12 protein-coding genes and 2 rRNA genes are annotated in these 16,316 nt (G+C 64.0%); 13 read left to right on the top strand and 1 reads right to left on the bottom strand.

Translation table 11 applies throughout. The annotated features are described in order from the left end of the window. From CFB82_RS02825 to CFB82_RS02845, 5 genes are all read left to right on the top strand, one after another. Positions 1 to 115, top strand: a 23S ribosomal RNA gene (locus tag CFB82_RS02825); the annotation flags it as partial. 132 nt (positions 116 to 247) lie between these two features. Next, a 5S ribosomal RNA gene (gene rrf / locus CFB82_RS02830) occupies positions 248 to 360 on the top strand. A 418-nt stretch (positions 361 to 778) separates the two neighbouring features. Continuing rightward, positions 779 to 1,905 (top strand): IS3 family transposase gene (locus CFB82_RS02835; protein WP_089483383.1). Its coding sequence is split into 2 segments (ribosomal slippage): positions 779 to 1,037 and positions 1,037 to 1,905, totalling 1,128 coding nucleotides; the frame shifts between segments, so codons are not numbered across the junction. A gap of 102 nt (positions 1,906 to 2,007) precedes the next feature. Next, the gene (locus tag CFB82_RS02840; protein WP_089483384.1) at positions 2,008 to 4,083 is read left to right on the top strand and encodes a molybdopterin-containing oxidoreductase family protein; all 2,076 of its coding nucleotides are present in this window, start codon (positions 2,008 to 2,010) and stop codon (positions 4,081 to 4,083) included. 136 nt (positions 4,084 to 4,219) lie between these two features. Next, positions 4,220 to 5,893, top strand: coding sequence for a long-chain fatty acid--CoA ligase (locus tag CFB82_RS02845; protein WP_089483385.1), 1,674 nt, complete (start codon positions 4,220 to 4,222; stop codon positions 5,891 to 5,893). A gap of 276 nt (positions 5,894 to 6,169) precedes the next feature. Here the strand turns inward: CFB82_RS02845 and CFB82_RS02850 are convergent, their stop codons facing one another. Next, on the bottom strand, positions 6,170 to 7,321 hold the full coding sequence (locus tag CFB82_RS02850) for a porin (RefSeq protein ID WP_069247044.1): 1,152 nt from the start codon (positions 7,319 to 7,321) through the stop codon (positions 6,170 to 6,172). 277 nt (positions 7,322 to 7,598) lie between these two features. On the opposite strand from CFB82_RS02850, the gene coq7 reads away from it, so the two are divergent. The 8 genes from coq7 (at position 7,599) to mraY (ending at position 16,310) form a co-directional block, all read left to right on the top strand. Further along, entirely contained in the window at positions 7,599 to 8,225 is a 627-nt protein-coding gene (gene coq7, locus CFB82_RS02855; RefSeq protein WP_089483386.1) for a 2-polyprenyl-3-methyl-6-methoxy-1,4-benzoquinone monooxygenase, read from the top strand. A 385-nt stretch (positions 8,226 to 8,610) separates the two neighbouring features. After that, positions 8,611 to 9,039, top strand: a complete 429-nt coding sequence (gene mraZ / locus CFB82_RS02860) for a division/cell wall cluster transcriptional repressor MraZ (RefSeq protein WP_006487094.1) — start codon at positions 8,611 to 8,613, stop codon at positions 9,037 to 9,039. A 23-nt stretch (positions 9,040 to 9,062) separates the two neighbouring features. Next, positions 9,063 to 10,004, top strand: coding sequence for a 16S rRNA (cytosine(1402)-N(4))-methyltransferase RsmH (gene rsmH, locus CFB82_RS02865; RefSeq protein ID WP_089483387.1), 942 nt, complete (start codon positions 9,063 to 9,065; stop codon positions 10,002 to 10,004). Then, the gene (gene ftsL, locus CFB82_RS02870; RefSeq protein WP_009694564.1) at positions 10,001 to 10,342 is read left to right on the top strand and encodes a cell division protein FtsL; all 342 of its coding nucleotides are present in this window, start codon (positions 10,001 to 10,003) and stop codon (positions 10,340 to 10,342) included. Before rsmH ends, ftsL begins: the two co-directional genes overlap by 4 nt. Then, positions 10,339 to 12,186, top strand: coding sequence for a peptidoglycan D,D-transpeptidase FtsI family protein (locus CFB82_RS02875; RefSeq protein ID WP_089444895.1), 1,848 nt, complete (start codon positions 10,339 to 10,341; stop codon positions 12,184 to 12,186). The genes ftsL and CFB82_RS02875 overlap by 4 nt, the downstream gene beginning before the upstream one ends. Continuing rightward, entirely contained in the window at positions 12,183 to 13,721 is a 1,539-nt protein-coding gene (locus CFB82_RS02880; protein ID WP_089483388.1) for a UDP-N-acetylmuramoyl-L-alanyl-D-glutamate--2,6-diaminopimelate ligase, read from the top strand. The genes CFB82_RS02875 and CFB82_RS02880 overlap by 4 nt, the downstream gene beginning before the upstream one ends. Beyond that, positions 13,718 to 15,124 (top strand): UDP-N-acetylmuramoyl-tripeptide--D-alanyl-D-alanine ligase, encoded by a 1,407-nt coding sequence (locus CFB82_RS02885; RefSeq protein WP_069247048.1) that lies wholly within the window; start codon positions 13,718 to 13,720, stop codon positions 15,122 to 15,124. The genes CFB82_RS02880 and CFB82_RS02885 overlap by 4 nt, the downstream gene beginning before the upstream one ends. A 16-nt stretch (positions 15,125 to 15,140) precedes the next feature. Further along, the gene (gene mraY, locus CFB82_RS02890; protein ID WP_006477019.1) at positions 15,141 to 16,310 is read left to right on the top strand and encodes a phospho-N-acetylmuramoyl-pentapeptide-transferase; all 1,170 of its coding nucleotides are present in this window, start codon (positions 15,141 to 15,143) and stop codon (positions 16,308 to 16,310) included. Positions 16,311 to 16,316 lie beyond the last annotated feature (6 nt).

Consider the following 16,316-nt stretch of genomic DNA (forward strand, 5'->3'; position numbering starts at 1 on the left):
TGGGGACTAGATCCCCTTGAAGGGTCGTTCGAGACCAGGACGTTGATAGGTCAGGTGTGTAAGCGCAGTAATGCGTTCAGCTAACTGATACTAATTGCCCGTAAGGCTTGATCCTATAACAAGTCTGTCTCGCGCTGAATACAGCGCGTCGGATTGGTTGGATTCTCGTGTGTGATACACACAACTCAAAATTACTGCTTCTTCCAAGATTGGTTGTGCTGCGAAGCCAGCACAACAACCCTCTTTGCCTGATGACCATAGCGAGTCGGTCCCACCCCTTCCCATCCCGAACAGGACCGTGAAACGACTCTACGCCGATGATAGTGCGGATTCCCGTGTGAAAGTAGGTAATCGTCAGGCTCCCTAAGCCAGGAACCCCCGCCCGAAAGGCGGGGGTTTTTGCATTTCGGCGAAGGAAATGCATAAGGGACTGGGGGGGGCGGCCTGGCTGGAGTTTCCACATCGCCTCTCCCAAACACAACCACTGGCCGCTCCCGGCACGCCAATTGGCCAGTATCATCCGCGATCCCTTGGCCTATTGCTCCTATCTCCGATCAAAGCTGCAATATCTCTCTCCCGCGCCTCGGTTAGCACGCTCGTACGCGATCAGCTTGCCATCGTCGACAACGAGTGTCGGGTCGCCATGCAAATCGCCCGCGGACGACACGCCGAACCACCGAAGCCGAGCCGATTCCTCCAATCGCGTTTCGGTCAAATTGACCTGCTCCCCGCGTTTAGTACGGTGACGGTGTAGAGTCCGTTCCAGAGAGGAACGGCAATGAAAAAGCGATTCACCGAAGAGCAAATCATCGGCATCTTGAAGGAAGCTGAGGCTGGCCTGAAGCCGGCGGAGCTGTGCCGCAAGTACGGCATCTCGGAAGCGACCTACTACAACTGGAAAGCGAAGTTCGGCGGGATGACGGTCTCCGAAGCGCAGCGCCTGAAGGAACTGGAGCAGGAGAACAACAAGCTCAAGCGCCTGTTGGCCGAATCAATGCTCGACAACGCCGCGCTAAAGGACCTGTTGACCCGAAAGTAGCAAGCCCGCAGGCCAAGCGCGAAGCGGTCCGAATCTTGATGACCGAACGCGCCATGGGTGTTACCCGGGCCTGCGGGCTGGTAGGGATTTCGCGCTCGCTGTTCCACTACGAATCACGCCGCCGAGTTGATGACGAAGCGCTGACTGGCCGGATGATGGCCATCGCGGCGCAGAAGCGCCGTTATGGCTATCGCCGGATTCACGTGTTGTTGCAGCGGGATGGCTGCTTCGCCAACCACAAGCGCATCTGGCGCCTGTACAGCAAGGCGGGACTGAGCGTGCGCAAGCGGCGACGCAAGCGTATTGCGGCTGTCGAGCGCACGCCGCTGCCGTTACCAACAGGCCCGAATCAGAGTTGGTCGATGGACTTCGTTTCTGACGGGCTGGCCTATGGTCGGCGGTTTCGATGCCTGAACGTGGTCGACGACTACACGCGCGAGTGCTTGGCCATCGAGGTCGATACTTCGCTGCCGGGCCTACGCGTGCAGCAAGTGCTCGAGCGGCTCAAGGAGATGCGAGGCTTACCCGCATCCATCACGGTAGACAACGGGCCGGAGTTCGCTGGTAAGGTGCTGGATGCATGGGCCTACGAAGCCGGTGTCACGCTGTCGTTCATTCGGCCTGGCAAGCCGGTGGAGAATGCCTATATCGAGAGCTTCAATGGGCGGTTCCGCGATGAATGCCTGAACGAGCACTGGTTCGTCTCAATGGGCCACGCCAAGCGGCTGATTGAGGAATGGCGTATCGAGTACAACACCGAGCGGCCTCATAGTTCACTCGGCTATCTGACGCCTGTGCAGTTCGCTCGGGCGCACGATGCAAAGCAGCAGTTTTTAACCTCGGACTCTAACTGCAGTTCGGACTAAAACCGGGGGCAGGTCAAAATACCTCAGAACCCGCACGAAATGAACGCTTTATTCGGCGTGTCCACGTAAAATTTGCGAATCCCCATCTCTGCACACAAAACGATGAACGCCGCCATTCAGGTAGCTCGGGCCGTTTGCCCGCATGATTGTCCGGACACGTGCGCAATGCGTGTGACTGTCGAAAACGGCAAGGCGATCAAGGTCACGGGCGATCCCGAGCATCCGCCGACACAAGGCGTGTTGTGTACGAAAGTCAGCCGATACGCCGATCGCGTTCATCACCCCGACCGCCTCACCGTCCCGCTCAAGCGCATCGGTGCAAAAGGGGAAGGGCATTTCGTACCCATCAGCTGGGACGAGGCGTTCGATGAGATCGGCCGTCGTCTCGGTGAAATCGCGGCGCGCACACCGGAAGCAATCGTGCCGTACAGCTATGCGGGGACGATGGGGCTCGTGCAGGGGGAGGGCATCGCCCAGCGATTCTTCCACAAGCTCGGTGCCTCGCGACTCGAACGCACGATCTGCGCGGCGGCCGGTGCAGCCGGGTTGCGTTACACCTATGGCGGCAGTCTCGGCATGCACCTCGAGCATTTCGAGGAAAGCGAGCTGATTCTGATTTGGGGAGCCAACCCGATCGCGTCAAGCCTGCACTTCTGGACGCGAGCGCAGGAAGCGAAGCGCCGAGGCGCACGGCTTGTCGCCATCGATCCGTATCGTTCGTTGACAGCGGAGAAGTGCCATCAGCACATCGCGTTGAAACCCGGTACCGACGGTGCGTTCGCACTCGGCATGATGCACGTGCTGATTACCGAGGACCTGCTCGATCACGATTACATCGTCAGCCATACGCTCGGCTTCGACGCGCTCAAGGAGCGGGCGATGTCCTATCCGCCGGAACGCGTTGCGCAGATCTGCGGGATCGACGCGTCGGAGCTGATCGACCTTGCACGTCGCTACGGTGCGACCCGCAAGGCATCGATCCGCCTCAACTACGGCATGCAGCGCGTTCGCGGCGGTGGCAATGCCGTCCGCGCGATCGCAAGCCTGCCGGCGCTGACGGGCGCTTGGCGGGATCGGGCCGGCGGGCTGTTGCTCTCGTCGTCGGAATCCGCGCCGGTCAACCAGGCTGCGCTGCTTCGCCCGGATTTGATGCCGGGCTGGCCGCACAAACTGCCGCGCCTCATCAACATGAACGCGATCGGCGACGCGCTGCTGCATCCGGGCGATGCAACCTTCGGGCCGAAGGTCGAAGCGGTGATCGTCTACAACTCGAACCCGGTGGCTGTCGCGCCGGATTCATCGAAGGTCGCGGCAGGGTTCGCGCGTGACGATCTGTTCACGGTCGTTCTCGAACATTTCAAGACAGATACCGTCGATTTTGCCGACATTGTGTTGCCGGCAACCACGCAGCTCGAGCATCTGGACATCCACAAATCGTACGGTCACACCTACGTGATGGCGAACCTGCCGTCGATTCCTCCGGTGGGAGAGACACGCCCGAATACGGAGATCTTCCGTGGTATCGCGCGCAGCATGGGGCTCGACGAGCCTGCGCTCTATCACAGCGACGAAGAGGTCGCGCGCGCGGCGCTCCGCTGGGACGATCCGGTGCTCGACAGCGATTGGGACACGCTGAAGCGCGCCGGCTGGCTGAAGCTCAAGCTGCCGGAGGCGCCGTTCGCGAACGGTGGTTTCCGCACGCCGTCCGGCAAGTGTGAGTTCTACAGCCCCCGACTCGAGCAGATGGGCGCGGATCCCGTGCCCGACTACCTGCCGCCGTTCGAGTCGGCCGAGGCCGCGCCCGAGCTCGCCGCACGCTATCCGCTCGCGATGATCTCGCCGCCGGCTCGCCACTTCCTGAACAGTACGTTCGTGAACGTCGACAGCCTGCGTCATACCGAAGGCGAGCCGCATCTCGACATCCACCCGTCCGACGCCGATGCGCGCGGGATCGCCGAAGGTGACGTCGTTCGCATCTTCAACGACCGCGGATCGATGCAGGCGCTCGCGAGAATTACTGATCGCGCACGCGCAGGGCTCGTCGTCGGGCTGTCGATCTGGTGGAAGAAGCTGTCGCCGGACGGCAGAAACGCGAACGAAGTGACCAGCCAGGCGCTCACCGATCTTGGCAATTCGGCGACGTTCTACGACTGCCTCGTGGAAGTTGAGCGCATTTGATCGGATATCACCGTATGATCAGACGAATTTCCACGGAAGTTCGAAGTGGACATCTAACCCTGTTGTCTCGGAACGAGCGAGCCGTTACGATGCGTTTTAGCACGATCATTCGAAAATCTGTGAGGAGACGCGCGGCATGGACAAAATTTGGCTGAAATCGTACCCACCCGGCGTTCCAGCCGAAATTGACGCGTCTCCTTATCCCTCTGTTCCCGACCTGCTCGACGAGAGCTTCCGGCAGTATCGCGACCGCACGGCATTCGTCTGCATGGGCAAGGGCATCACGTACGGCGAACTCGACAAGCTGTCGCGCCAGTTCGGCGCATGGCTGCAATCGCGCGGGCTTGCGCGCGGGGCGCGCGTCGCGATCATGATGCCGAACGTGCTGCAGTACCCCGTGGCGATCGCCGCGGTACTGCGCGCGGGCTACACCGTCGTCAACGTCAACCCGCTCTATACGCCGCGCGAGCTCGAGCATCAGTTGAAGGACAGCGGTGCGGAGGCGATCGTCATCCTCGAGAATTTTGCGTCGACGCTGCAGGCCGTCATCGCGAATACGAGCGTCAAGCACGTCGTCGTCGCATCGATGGGCGATCTGCTGGGCATCAAGGGATGGCTCGTCAACTACGTCGTGCGCAACGTGAAAAAGATGGTGCCTGCCTGGCAGCTGCCGTCGTTCACGCGCTTCAAGGCCGCGCTGTCGGACGGTGCGCGCCAGGCATTCAAGGCGCAGAAGATCGGCCCCGATGACGTCGCGTTCCTGCAATACACGGGCGGTACGACCGGCGTGGCGAAGGGGGCGACGCTGCTGCACCGGAACATCGTGTCGAACGTGCTGCAGGCGGGCGCCTGGCATCATCCGGCTCACGAGAAGTTTCCGGACGTGAAACAGTTCGTGACCGTTGTCGCGCTGCCGCTGTATCACGTGTTCGCGCTGACCGTCTGCGGCTTCCTGACGATGCGTACCGGTGGCATGGGCATCCTGATCCCGAATCCGCGCGACATCGCCGGCATGATCAAGGAGCTGAAGGGCTACCAGATCTCGACGATCCCGGCGGTCAACACGCTGTACAACGCACTGCTGAACCACCCGGAATTCAATCAGCTCGACCTGTCGAAGCTCGTGATCGCCAACGGCGGCGGCATGGCGATCCAGGAAGGCGTCGCGAAACGCTGGTATGAAAAGACCCATACCGCGATTATCGAAGGTTACGGGCTGTCTGAAACGTCGCCGGTGGCGACCTGCAACCCCGTGACCGCGACCGAGTACAGCGGGACGATCGGCTTGCCGCTGCCGTCGACCGAAGTGGCGATTCGCGACGATGCGGGCAACGACGTCGCGCTCGGCGAACCCGGCGAGATCTGCATCCGCGGGCCCCAGGTGATGGCCGGCTACTGGAACCGGCCGGACGAGACCGCGAAGGTCATGTTCGCGGACGGCTTCTTCAAGACGGGCGACGTCGGCGTGATGGATGCGCGAGGTTACGTGAAGATCGTCGACCGGAAGAAGGACATGATCCTCGTGTCGGGCTTCAACGTGTACCCGAACGAAGTCGAGGACGTGGTGGCGTCGCATCCGGGCGTGTTCGAGGTGGCGGCGGTCGGGGTGCCCGACGAGCATTCCGGCGAAGCCGTGAAGCTGTTCGTCGTGAAGAAGGACCCGGCGCTCACCGACAAGGACATCCTTGCCTACTGCAAGGAGCGGCTCACCGGCTACAAGCGGCCGAAGCTGGTCGAGTTCCGTACGGAGCTGCCGAAAACGAACGTCGGCAAGATCCTGCGGCGCGAACTGCGCGACGGACGCGCATAACGGCGGTCGATCGGAACGAAAAAGCCCGGCTCGTGCCGGGCTTTTTCGTTTGCGGCTTGGCACGGAAGGGGCTGTTTCCGCGCGAGGCGGCTTCTGAGGGGGGCTCGATGCGGCAGTAATGGGCTACGACGCAGCAAGGACGGGACGATGCTTCCTCGACGAGCGCATCGTAGTCGATACGGTTCGCCACGCTCCGGCTTCGCGGCTGCACCGACCGGAAAAGAAAAAGGCGCCCGAAGGCGCCTTCAATATGCTGCGGCTTGCCAGGCAAGCTGATTAGAACTTGTGACGGATGCCGACGCGTGCTGCGACCTGGTTGGCCGAGCTCGAACCTGCGAGACCGTTGATCGCTGCCGTCGCCTTCAGGACGTTGCCGTTCGAGTCGAGCACGTTGCCCGATGCGTGCTGGTACACGCCGATTGCGTACACGTCCGTACGCTTCGACAGGAAGTAGTCGACGCCCAGCGAGCCTTGGTGGTACTTGGCTGCCGAGTTGCCGTCGATCTTGCTGCCTTGCGTGTAGTCGTACGCAGCGCCGAGAATCAGCGCCGGGGTCAGCTGATACTTGAAGTTGATTTCGCCGTTGTTGAACGTCGCGGTCTGGTTCACGAACGGGCCTGCCGAGAAGCCCTTGAACTTCGTGTTCGAGTACGTCGCGCCGATCGTCGCTGCGCCGAACGTGTAGGCGCCGCCTGCACCGATGACCTGGTACGTGTTCGCGTTGTTCGCGTACGCGCCGTAGATCGGCGACGAGACCGACGAAGACGCCGAGCCGTTGTTGAACATGCCGCCGAACTGGTTCGGCGTACGTGCGTTCAAGTAACCGACGCCCAAGACCAGCGGGCCGTTGTTGTAGCCTGCGCCGAGCGACCAGACCTGGTTCTTCGAGAACTGGCCTGCCTGACCGCCGAAGCTGTACAAGCCGCCGAACGAGAAGCCGCCGTAGGTCTGGCTCGTGAACTTGACTGCGTTGTTCACGCGATACGCGTTGTTGAAGTTGTCGAGGTCGCCCGGGTGAGCGGCGATGTAGCCGCCCCACTGGTCGCCTGCCTCGAGCGGGCCGACGAAGTCGACGACGGAGTCGTATTGACGACCCAGCGTGACCGTACCGTACTGGCTCGACAGGCCGACGTAAGCCTGACGACCGAACATCAGGCCGCCCTGACCGAGCTTGCCGCTGTTCACGTCAAAACCGTTTTCGAGAGTGAAGATCGCCTTCAGGCCGCCACCGAGGTCTTCGGTGCCGCGCAGGCCGAAGCGGCTGCCTTGCATCACGCCGCTGGCCATGCTGTACAGGTGCTTGCCGCCCGCGTTGTTGTTGAAGAGCAGGCCTTCATCGATGATGCCGTAAAGCGTCACGCTGCTTTGCGCATGGGCAGCGCCAGCGAACGCGCCCAGCGCGACGAGCGCGAGAAGCGACTTTTTCATTAACGGATCTCCAAAATTCACTGAATTTTTCTGGCGGGGCGGATAGTTATGTTCTGTTGACGGGCCCCATCAACTTCGCAAGAAGTCGGACGTAATGTAGCAAAACCGTTTTTTGCCACAAAGCGAAATGCCGCAGCTCAAGGTCGCCATGTTTCCTTTATGCAACAATGGTTAAAATCACGGGTTAACCGCAATTTCCGCTGAATAATCAAGTCGGTTACGCAGCGGACTCGTGCCCCTTGCCGCTCGCGGCGGCACCTGCAGCCAGGAGAACAGGATGGTGTTTGATGAACTGATCAGCGAATTCGATCGCGGCCTGCGATCGCTGACCGGCATTAGCCGGATGAGCCGGCCGGTGCCCGCGCCGGCGGAGGCGCCGGCCGTCGAACTGACGCCCGCGGAGCGTACGCATTCCGCCGGGCTGATGCGCGTGAACCACGTCGGCGAGGTCTGCGCGCAGGCGCTGTACCAGGCGCAGAAACTCACCGCGCGCACGGCGTCGGCGAAGGCGATGTTCGAGGAAGCCGCACGTGAGGAAGAGGATCACCTCGCGTGGACCGCGCATCGCCTGAAGGAGCTCGACTCGCGCCCGAGCCTGCTGAACCCGCTCTGGTATGCGGGTTCGCTCGCAATCGGCGTGGCGGCCGGCGCGCTCGGCGACAAGGTCAGCCTCGGCTTCATGGCCGAGACCGAACGGCAGGTCGAGAGCCATCTCGAAGGCCACATGTCCGAGTTGCCGGCGGCCGATACCGCGTCGCGCGCGATCGTCGACCAGATGCGGATCGACGAGGTGAAGCACGGCAAGGCCGCGGCCGACGCGGGCGGGATCGAGCTGCCGCTGCCCGCGCGAATGCTGATGCGCGCCGCGTCGAAAGTCATGACGAGCACTGCGTACTATCTGTGAGATTCCCACCGGGGCGATGCGTGAGTCGCCCCGATTCCCCACCGCTGATACCGCCCGTTTATTCCTCGTTTTCCCGCCCCCGAAAGCCCCGTCCGCACACCCGTCTGGCCCGTCTTTCTCACGTATCACCTTCACAAGTTGCACTAGCTCATTCATTTATAACGGTTTTTAGAATGAGGGGCCGCATGAGCATGTGCGCGTAAGTCCTTGTTCTAACTAACAAAATTCGTCAAAAAAGCGGGCCGCTCCCTTGACCGTGCCACACCCTTCCTCTAAAGTGGGAGACAGTGTGAGAAAGTGTATTTTTGTGTGATTTGGCGGGCTATTCCGGCTAAATTCTCAGCATTGAGCGGGTGCTTCGGTGCCCTGAACGGGAGAGCGGAAAGTGTTCCAAGGGGCGTCGGCGCTGACGCTCGATGCGAAAGGGCGGATGTCGGTGCCGGCTCGCTATCGCGAAGCGCTGCAAGGACAGGCAGAAGGACGGGTGACTGTGACCAAGCACCCGGACGGCTGCCTGTTGCTGTTTCCGCGCCCCGAATGGGAGGTATTCCGCGCCAAGATCGCCGCGCTGCCGATGGACGCGCACTGGTGGCGGCGCATTTTTCTCGGCAATGCGATGGATGTCGATCTCGACAGCGCGGGCCGGATTCTCGTATCGCCCGAGCTGCGCATGGCAGCCGGACTGGAAAAGGAAGTCATGTTGTTGGGAATGGGTAGTCACTTCGAGCTGTGGGATTCGCAGACCTACAACGCGAAGGAGCAGGCAGCGATGGCGCAGGGCATGCCCGACGCGCTGAAGAATTTCACGTTCTGATTGCGGTGACGGAGACGCCCGCGATGGGAAACGAATTGCAGCATCGGACCGTGTTGTTGGACGAAGCGGTCGACTCGCTCGTGACGCGACCGGACGGCATTTATGTCGACGGTACGTTCGGGCGCGGCGGCCATAGCCGCGCGGTGCTCGCGCGGCTGGGGCCGGGCGGGCGGCTGATCGCGTTCGACAAGGATCCGAGGGCGATCGAGACGGCGCAGGGCATCGAGGATGCGCGTTTCTCGATTGTGCATGACAGCTTTGCATCGATGCGCGACGCGCTTGCGGCGCGCGGCGTCGAGAAGGTGTCGGGTGTGTTGCTCGACCTGGGCGTGTCCTCGCCGCAGGTGGACGATCCGGCGCGCGGCTTCAGCTTCCGCGCCGATGGTCCGCTGGACATGCGGATGGATCCGACGCGCGGCGAGTCGGCGGCGGAATGGCTCGCACGGGCTTCGGTGCAGGAATTGACGGAGGTGATACGGGATTATGGGGAAGAACGGTTTGCTTTTCAGATTGCAAAGGCGCTTGTTGCTCGCCGGGCAGAGTCCGACCGTCTTGGGCCTCTCGACACCACGGGCGAGCTTGCCCAAATCGTGGGTCACGTCGTCAAAACCCGTGAGAAGGGCAAGGATCCGGCAACCCGCACCTTTCAGGCTATACGGATTCACGTCAATCAAGAGCTTGCGGACCTGCAAGTCGTACTAGACGCGGCACTGTCGTTGCTGGAGCAAGGGGGGCGGCTGGTGGTCATCAGCTTTCATTCACTCGAGGACCGGATCGTCAAGCGATTCATGCAGGCGCACGCGAGTGCGCCTGCGGTCGATCGTCGCCTGCCGATCCGCGCCGTCGACCTCCCGAGCCCGCCGCTCAAGATCATCAGCCGCCAGTTTCCGAGTGAAGCGGAAGTCGCTGCGAATCCGCGCGCCCGCTCGGCCGTGATGCGCATTGCGGAGCGCGTCACGCCATGAGCCGCTTCAACATCTTCCTGCTGATCATCGTGATGGGTTGCGCGCTGTCGGTCGTCAATTCGACGAACCAGCAGCGCCAGATCTTCATCCAGCTGCAGCGTGCGCAGTCGCAGGAGCGTCAGCTCCAGCAGGACTACGCGCAGCTTCAATATCAGCAGAGCGCGCTGTCGAAGACGTCGCGCATCGAGCAGCTCGCGAACGATTCGCTGAAGATGCAGCCGATCACGACCGGCCGCACGCAATACCTGACGCTGCCGCCGGGCGCCGCGAAGGCGATCGATGCGCCGATCCCGGCTTCGGCGGACACGGCTGGCAAGGGCAAGGGAGGCGCGCGATGAAGCCGTCCCCGCAGCGCCATAACGTGAAGTTCTCGTCGAGCCCCGTGCTGGGCGTGCATCTGCCGATGTGGCGCTCGAAGCTCGTCGTGTTCCTGCTGTTCATGGCGTTCGTCGCGCTGGCCGCGCGCGCATTCTGGATCCAGGGGCCCGGCAACGCGTTCTATCGGAAGCAGGGCGAAAGCCGCTACCAGCGCACGATCGATCTGCCGGCGACGCGCGGCAAGATTCTCGACCGTAACGGGCTCGTGCTCGCGACGAGCCTGCCCGTGCGCGCGATCTGGGCGATTCCCGACGCGGTGCCGGACGATCTCGATGCCGACAAGGTCAACCAGCTCGGCAAGCTCCTCGGCATGACGTCGAAGGAACTGCGCGTGAAGCTGTCGGAAGACAAGGGTTTCGTCTACGTCAAGCGCCAGGTGCCGATCGACGTCGCGGACAAGGTCGCCGCGCTCGACATTCCCGGCATCTATCAGCGCAACGAATACAAGCGCTTCTATCCGGAAGGCGAGATCACCGCTCACCTGATCGGCTTCACGAACGTCGAGGACGAAGGGCAGGAGGGCGTCGAGCTGGGCGACCAGAAGATGCTGTCCGGCACGTCGGGCATGCGTCGTGTGATCAAGGACCGGATGGGGCACATCGTCGAGGACGTCGCCGAGCAGATCCCGCCGCACAACGGGACCGACGTCGACCTGTCGATCGACAGCAAGATCCAGTACATCGCGTATGCGAACCTGAAGGCCGCCGTCGAGAAGTTCAAGGCGAAGGCCGGCGCGGCGATGGTCGTCGACGTGCGCACCGGCGAGGTGCTCGCACTCGTCAACTACCCGACGTACAACCCGAACGACCGCTCGCGCATGACGGGCGAGCAGTTGCGCAACCGGATCATGACCGACGTGTTCGAGCCGGGCTCGATCATGAAGCCGTTTACGGTGTCGCTCGCGCTCGACCTGCACCGCGTGACGCCGAACACGCTCGTCGAGACGGGCAATGGGCATTTCGTGCTCGATGGCGCACCGATCACCGACGACGCGGGTTTCGGCACGCTGACGGTCGGCGGCGTGATCCAGAAGTCGAGCAACATCGGCGCGACGAAGATCGCGATGACGATGCGGCCCGAGGAAATGTGGAATATGTATACGAGCATCGGCCTCGGCCAGGCGCCGAAGGTCGGGTTCCCGGGCGCGGTGGCCGGCCGCCTGCGTCCGTGGAAGAGCTGGCGCCGTATCGAGCAGGCGACGATGTCGTACGGCTACGGGCTGTCGGTGTCGCTGTTCCAGCTCGCACGGGCGTACACGGCGATCGCGCACGACGGCGAGCTGATGCCCGTGACCATTTTCAAGACCGACCCCAATCAGCCGGTCGCTGGCACGCAGGTATTCAACCCGACCACCGCGCGCGAAGTGCGCGCGATGCTCGAGACGGTGGTGGCGCCGGGCGGCACGTCGCCCGATGCGGCTGTGCCGGGCTATCGCGTCGGCGGCAAGAGCGGTACCGCGTACAAGCATGAAGGTCACGGCTACACGCGCAAGTACCGCGCGTCGTTCGTCGGGATGGCGCCGATGCCGAATCCGCGTATCGTCGTCGCGGTGTCGGTCGATGAGCCGACCGCCGGCAGTCACTTCGGCGGCCAGGTGTCCGGCCCCGTATTCTCGGCGATCGCCGGCGACACGATGCGTGCGCTGAACGTGCCGCCGAACATGCCGATCAAGCAGCTCGTCGTGTCTGACGATTCGCCGGCAGCACCTTCCGCGACGGGGCCGCAAAAGCTGCCCGCGGGTGGCGGTGCGAAGCATATGATCGTGTCCAGCACGACGCGTAATTCACCAGGAGTTGTTCGATGAGCGCCGCTCGCAGTTCCCATCCGGCGCATCAGCAGATCGCAGCCGCGCTTGCGTGGCTGCGTCAGCATGTGGCCCCCGCGGCGCAACTGCATGCCGACACGCGCAGCCTCAAGGCGGGCGACGTGTTTTTTGCGTATGCGGTCGACGGGGCCGACAACCGCGCATTCATTGCCGAAGCCGTCGCACGCGGTGCGGCCGCCGTGCTGTATCAGCCGGAAGGGCTGGACGCTGCGCCGGCGGTGCCCGTCGCACTGGCCGTGCCGGCGCTCGACCAACTCGCCGGCGAGATCGCCAGCGGCTGGTACGGCGATCCGAGCGACAGCCTGCTCGCGGTGGGCGTGACCGGCACGAACGGCAAGACCTCGTGCACGCAGTGGATCGCCACCGCGCTGACGGCGCTGCACCAGCCGTGCGCGGTGATCGGCACGCTTGGCACCGGGATGCCCGGCCAGCTCGTGCCGACCGGCTTCACGACCCCCGACGCACCGCAGCTGCAGCGTAGCCTCGCGCAATTGCGTGACGCGGGCGCGAAGGCCGTCGCGATGGAAGTGTCGTCGCACGCGCTGCACCAGGGGCGCGTGAACGGTACGGCCTTCGACATCGCGGTGTTTACGAACCTCACGCAGGATCACCTCGACTATCACGGCACGTTCGACGCGTATGAAGCCGCGAAGGCGAAGCTGTTCGCATGGCGCGGCCTGCGCGCGGCGGTCGTCAACCGCGACGACGCAGCGGGGCGGCGCCTGCTCGAGAAACTGGCCGGCCGCGTGCGCACGATCGCGTACGGGATCGGTGACGCACCGGCGCCGGACGCCGATCGCGAACTGGTCGCGATCGACGTGCGCGCTACCGCGACCGGCACGGCGTTCCGCCTGCGTTCGTCGTGGGGCGATGCGGACGTCGAGGTCGGCACGCTCGGCACGTTCAACGTCAGCAACCTGCTCGCGGTGCTCGGTTCGCTGCTCGCGTCCGACGTGCCGTTCGACGCGGCGCTCGCCGAGATCGCAAGGCTCGAGTCCGTCAACGGCCGGATGCAGCGGCTCGGCGGCCGGCTGCAGAACGACGAACCGCTGGTCGTGATCGACTACGCGCACACGCCCGACGCACTCGAAAAGACGCTCGACGCGCTGCGCCCGATCGCTACGGCGCGCGGCGGGCGGCTCGTCTGCATGTTCGGCTGCGGCGGCGATCGCGATGCGACGAAGCGCCCGCTGATGGGCGCGATCGCGGAGCGGCTCGCCGACGAAACCGTCGTCACGAGCGACAACCCGCGCAGCGAGGATCCGCAGCGCATCATCGACCAGATCGTCGCGGGCATGACCGCACCCGATCACGCACGCCGTATCGAGGATCGCGCGAGCGCGATCCTGCAGGCCGTGCGCGGCGCCGCACGCGAGGATGTCGTCGTGCTGGCCGGCAAGGGCCACGAGGCCACGCAGGAAATCATGGGCAAGAAGCGTACGTTCTCCGACCAGGATCACGCACGGCTCGCGCTGGCAGCGCGTGCGACGCACGGCAAGGGAGGCGCTGAATGACGATGCTCAGTCTCGGCGAAGCCGCTCGCCTGATCCCCGGCGCAACCGTCCATGGCGACGCGGGTGTCACGTTCGACCGCGTGTCGACGGACAGCCGTACCGCCGGCCCCGGCGACCTGTTCGTCGCATTGAAAGGCGAGCGCTTCGATGCGCACGACTTTCTCGGCGATGTCGCCGCGCGCGGTGCCGCCGCGGCGTTGGTCGCGCACGTGCCGGCGGGCGTCACGATGCCGGTGATCGAGGGCGGTGAAACGCGTGCCGCGCTTGGCGCGCTTGCGCATGGCTGGCGCAAGCGATTCGCGCTGCCGCTCGTCGCGGTGACGGGCAGCAACGGCAAGACGACCGTCAAGGAAATGATCGCGTCGATCTTCGCGGCGGCGGTCGGCGCCGACGCGCGGCTCGCAACGGCCGGCAACCTGAACAACGATGTCGGCTTGCCGCTGACGCTGCTGCGCCTGTCGGCCGCGCATCGTCTCGCGGTGATCGAAATCGGGATGAACCACCCGGGCGAGACGGAAGTCCTCGCGCGCCTCACGGCGCCGACGGTCGCGCTCGTCAACAACGCACAGCGCGAGCACCAGGAATTCATGGCGACGGTCGAAGCCGTCGCGCTCGAACACGCGGCGGTGATTCACGCGCTGCCGCCGGACGGCGTCGCGGTGTTCCCGGCCGACGACGCCTATGCGGGCATCTGGCGCGTCGCGGCGACCGGCAACCGGATCCTCGATTTCGCGCTGCACGATGCCGAACGGCAGAACGACGCGCAGGTCACGGGCCGCCTGCACGGCGGCGAACTCGCGATCGACACGCCCGCGGGCGCCGTCACGGTGCGGTTGCGCGCGCTCGGCGAGCACAACGCGCGCAACGCGCTGGCCGCCACGGCGGCGGCACTAGGTGCCGGCGTCGCGCTGTCGGCAATCAAGCAGGGTCTCGAATCGTTCGAGGCGGTCAAGGGCCGGCTGCAGGTGAAGCAGGCGATCGCAGGCAGCCTCGCGGGTGCAACGGTCGTCGACGATACGTACAACGCGAATCCCGATTCGATGCGTGCCGCGATCGACGTGCTTGCCGCGCAACCGGCGCCGCGCGTGCTGGTGATCGGCGACATGGGCGAGGTCGGCGACGAAGGCCCGGCCTTCCATCGCGAGGTCGGTGCCTACGCGCGCGAGCGCGGGATCGACGCGCTGTTCGCGCTCGGCGACGCGTCGCGCGATGCCTGCACCGCGTACGGCGACACGGCGCGCCATTTCGGCGACGTCGGCGCGCTGGTCGGCGCATTGCTCGCGGCAGGCTACGGCGCGCAGGCGACGCTGCTCGTGAAGGGCTCGCGGTACATGAAGATGGAGCGCGTGGTCGACGCGCTGACGAACCAACCCGCGGCGGGCACGGCGCCCGCTGCACACTGAGTAGAAGGAAGGAAGCATGCTGCTGGCGCTGGCGCAATGGCTGCAAGGAGACGCAAGCTTTTTGCGCTTGTTCACGTACCTCACGTTCCGTGCGGTGATGGCCACCATCACCGCGCTCGGGATCGGGCTCGTGTGCGGACCGTGGGTGATCCGCAAGCTGACGCAAATGAAGGTTGGCCAGGCCGTGCGCAAGGACGGCCCGCAGACGCACCTGGTCAAGTCCGGCACGCCGACGATGGGCGGCGTGCTGATCCTGATCGGCATCGCGGTCGCGACGCTGCTGTGGGGCGACCTGACGAACCGTTTCATCTGGATCGTGATGCTCGTCACGTTCGGTTTCGGCGTGATCGGCTGGGTCGACGATTACCGCAAGGTCGTCCACAAGGACCCGCGCGGGATGTCGTCGCGCGAGAAGTATTTCTGGCAATCGGTGATCGGGCTGTTCGCAGCGGTCTACCTCGCCTTCAGCGTGTCCGAGGCGAACAACGTGCGCGTGTTCGACCTGTTCATGGCGTGGGTGAGGAGCGGCCTGTCGATGGGGCTGCCGGCACGTGCCGACCTGATGCTGCCGTTCCTGAAGTCGATCAGCTACCCGCTCGGCGTGTGGGGCTTCATCGTGCTGACGTACTTCGTGATCGTCGGCGCGAGCAACGCGGTGAACCTGACCGACGGCCTCGACGGCCTCGTGATCATGCCGGTCGTGCTGGTCGGTGCGTCGCTGGGTGTGTTCGCGTACGTGATGGGCAGCGCGGTCTATTCAAAATACCTGCTGTTCCCGCATATTCCGGGCGCGGGCGAACTGCTGATCTTCTGTTCCGCGATGGGTGGGGCAGGGCTCGCGTTCCTCTGGTACAACACGCACCCCGCGCAGGTGTTCATGGGCGACGTCGGCGCGCTGGCGCTTGGCGGCGCGCTCGGCACGGTCGCGGTGATCGTGCGCCAGGAAATCGTGCTGTTCATCATGGGCGGCATCTTCGTCGCGGAAACGCTGTCGGTGATGCTGCAGGTTTCGTGGTTCAAGTACACGAAAAAGCGCTACGGCGAAGGGCGGCGCCTGCTGAAGATGGCGCCGCTGCATCACCATTTCGAATTGTCCGGCTGGAAGGAAACGCAGGTGGTCGTGCGTTTCTGGATCATCACGCTGATGCTGTGCCTGTTCGGTCTGACCACCCTCAAGCTGCGGTAAAGGAAA

It is taken from the genome of Burkholderia sp. HI2714 (assembly GCF_002223085.1).
GTDB lineage: Bacteria > Pseudomonadota > Gammaproteobacteria > Burkholderiales > Burkholderiaceae > Burkholderia > Burkholderia lata_D.

What these genes read in the sequence shown, in the direction of transcription:
- CFB82_RS02840 (WP_089483384.1), top strand. Translation starts at nt 2,008, where the DNA reads ATGAACGCCGCCATTCAGGTAGCTCGGGCCGTTTGCCCGCATGATTGT.
- CFB82_RS02845 (WP_089483385.1), top strand. Translation starts at nt 4,220, where the DNA reads ATGGACAAAATTTGGCTGAAATCGTACCCACCCGGCGTTCCAGCCGAA.
- CFB82_RS02850 (WP_069247044.1), bottom strand. Translation starts at nt 7,321, where the DNA reads ATGAAAAAGTCGCTTCTCGCGCTCGTCGCGCTGGGCGCGTTCGCTGGC.
- coq7 (WP_089483386.1), top strand. Translation starts at nt 7,599, where the DNA reads ATGGTGTTTGATGAACTGATCAGCGAATTCGATCGCGGCCTGCGATCG.
- rsmH (WP_089483387.1), top strand. Translation starts at nt 9,063, where the DNA reads ATGGGAAACGAATTGCAGCATCGGACCGTGTTGTTGGACGAAGCGGTC.
- ftsL (WP_009694564.1), top strand. Translation starts at nt 10,001, where the DNA reads ATGAGCCGCTTCAACATCTTCCTGCTGATCATCGTGATGGGTTGCGCG.
- CFB82_RS02875 (WP_089444895.1), top strand. Translation starts at nt 10,339, where the DNA reads ATGAAGCCGTCCCCGCAGCGCCATAACGTGAAGTTCTCGTCGAGCCCC.
- CFB82_RS02880 (WP_089483388.1), top strand. Translation starts at nt 12,183, where the DNA reads ATGAGCGCCGCTCGCAGTTCCCATCCGGCGCATCAGCAGATCGCAGCC.
- CFB82_RS02885 (WP_069247048.1), top strand. Translation starts at nt 13,718, where the DNA reads ATGACGATGCTCAGTCTCGGCGAAGCCGCTCGCCTGATCCCCGGCGCA.
- mraY (WP_006477019.1), top strand. Translation starts at nt 15,141, where the DNA reads ATGCTGCTGGCGCTGGCGCAATGGCTGCAAGGAGACGCAAGCTTTTTG.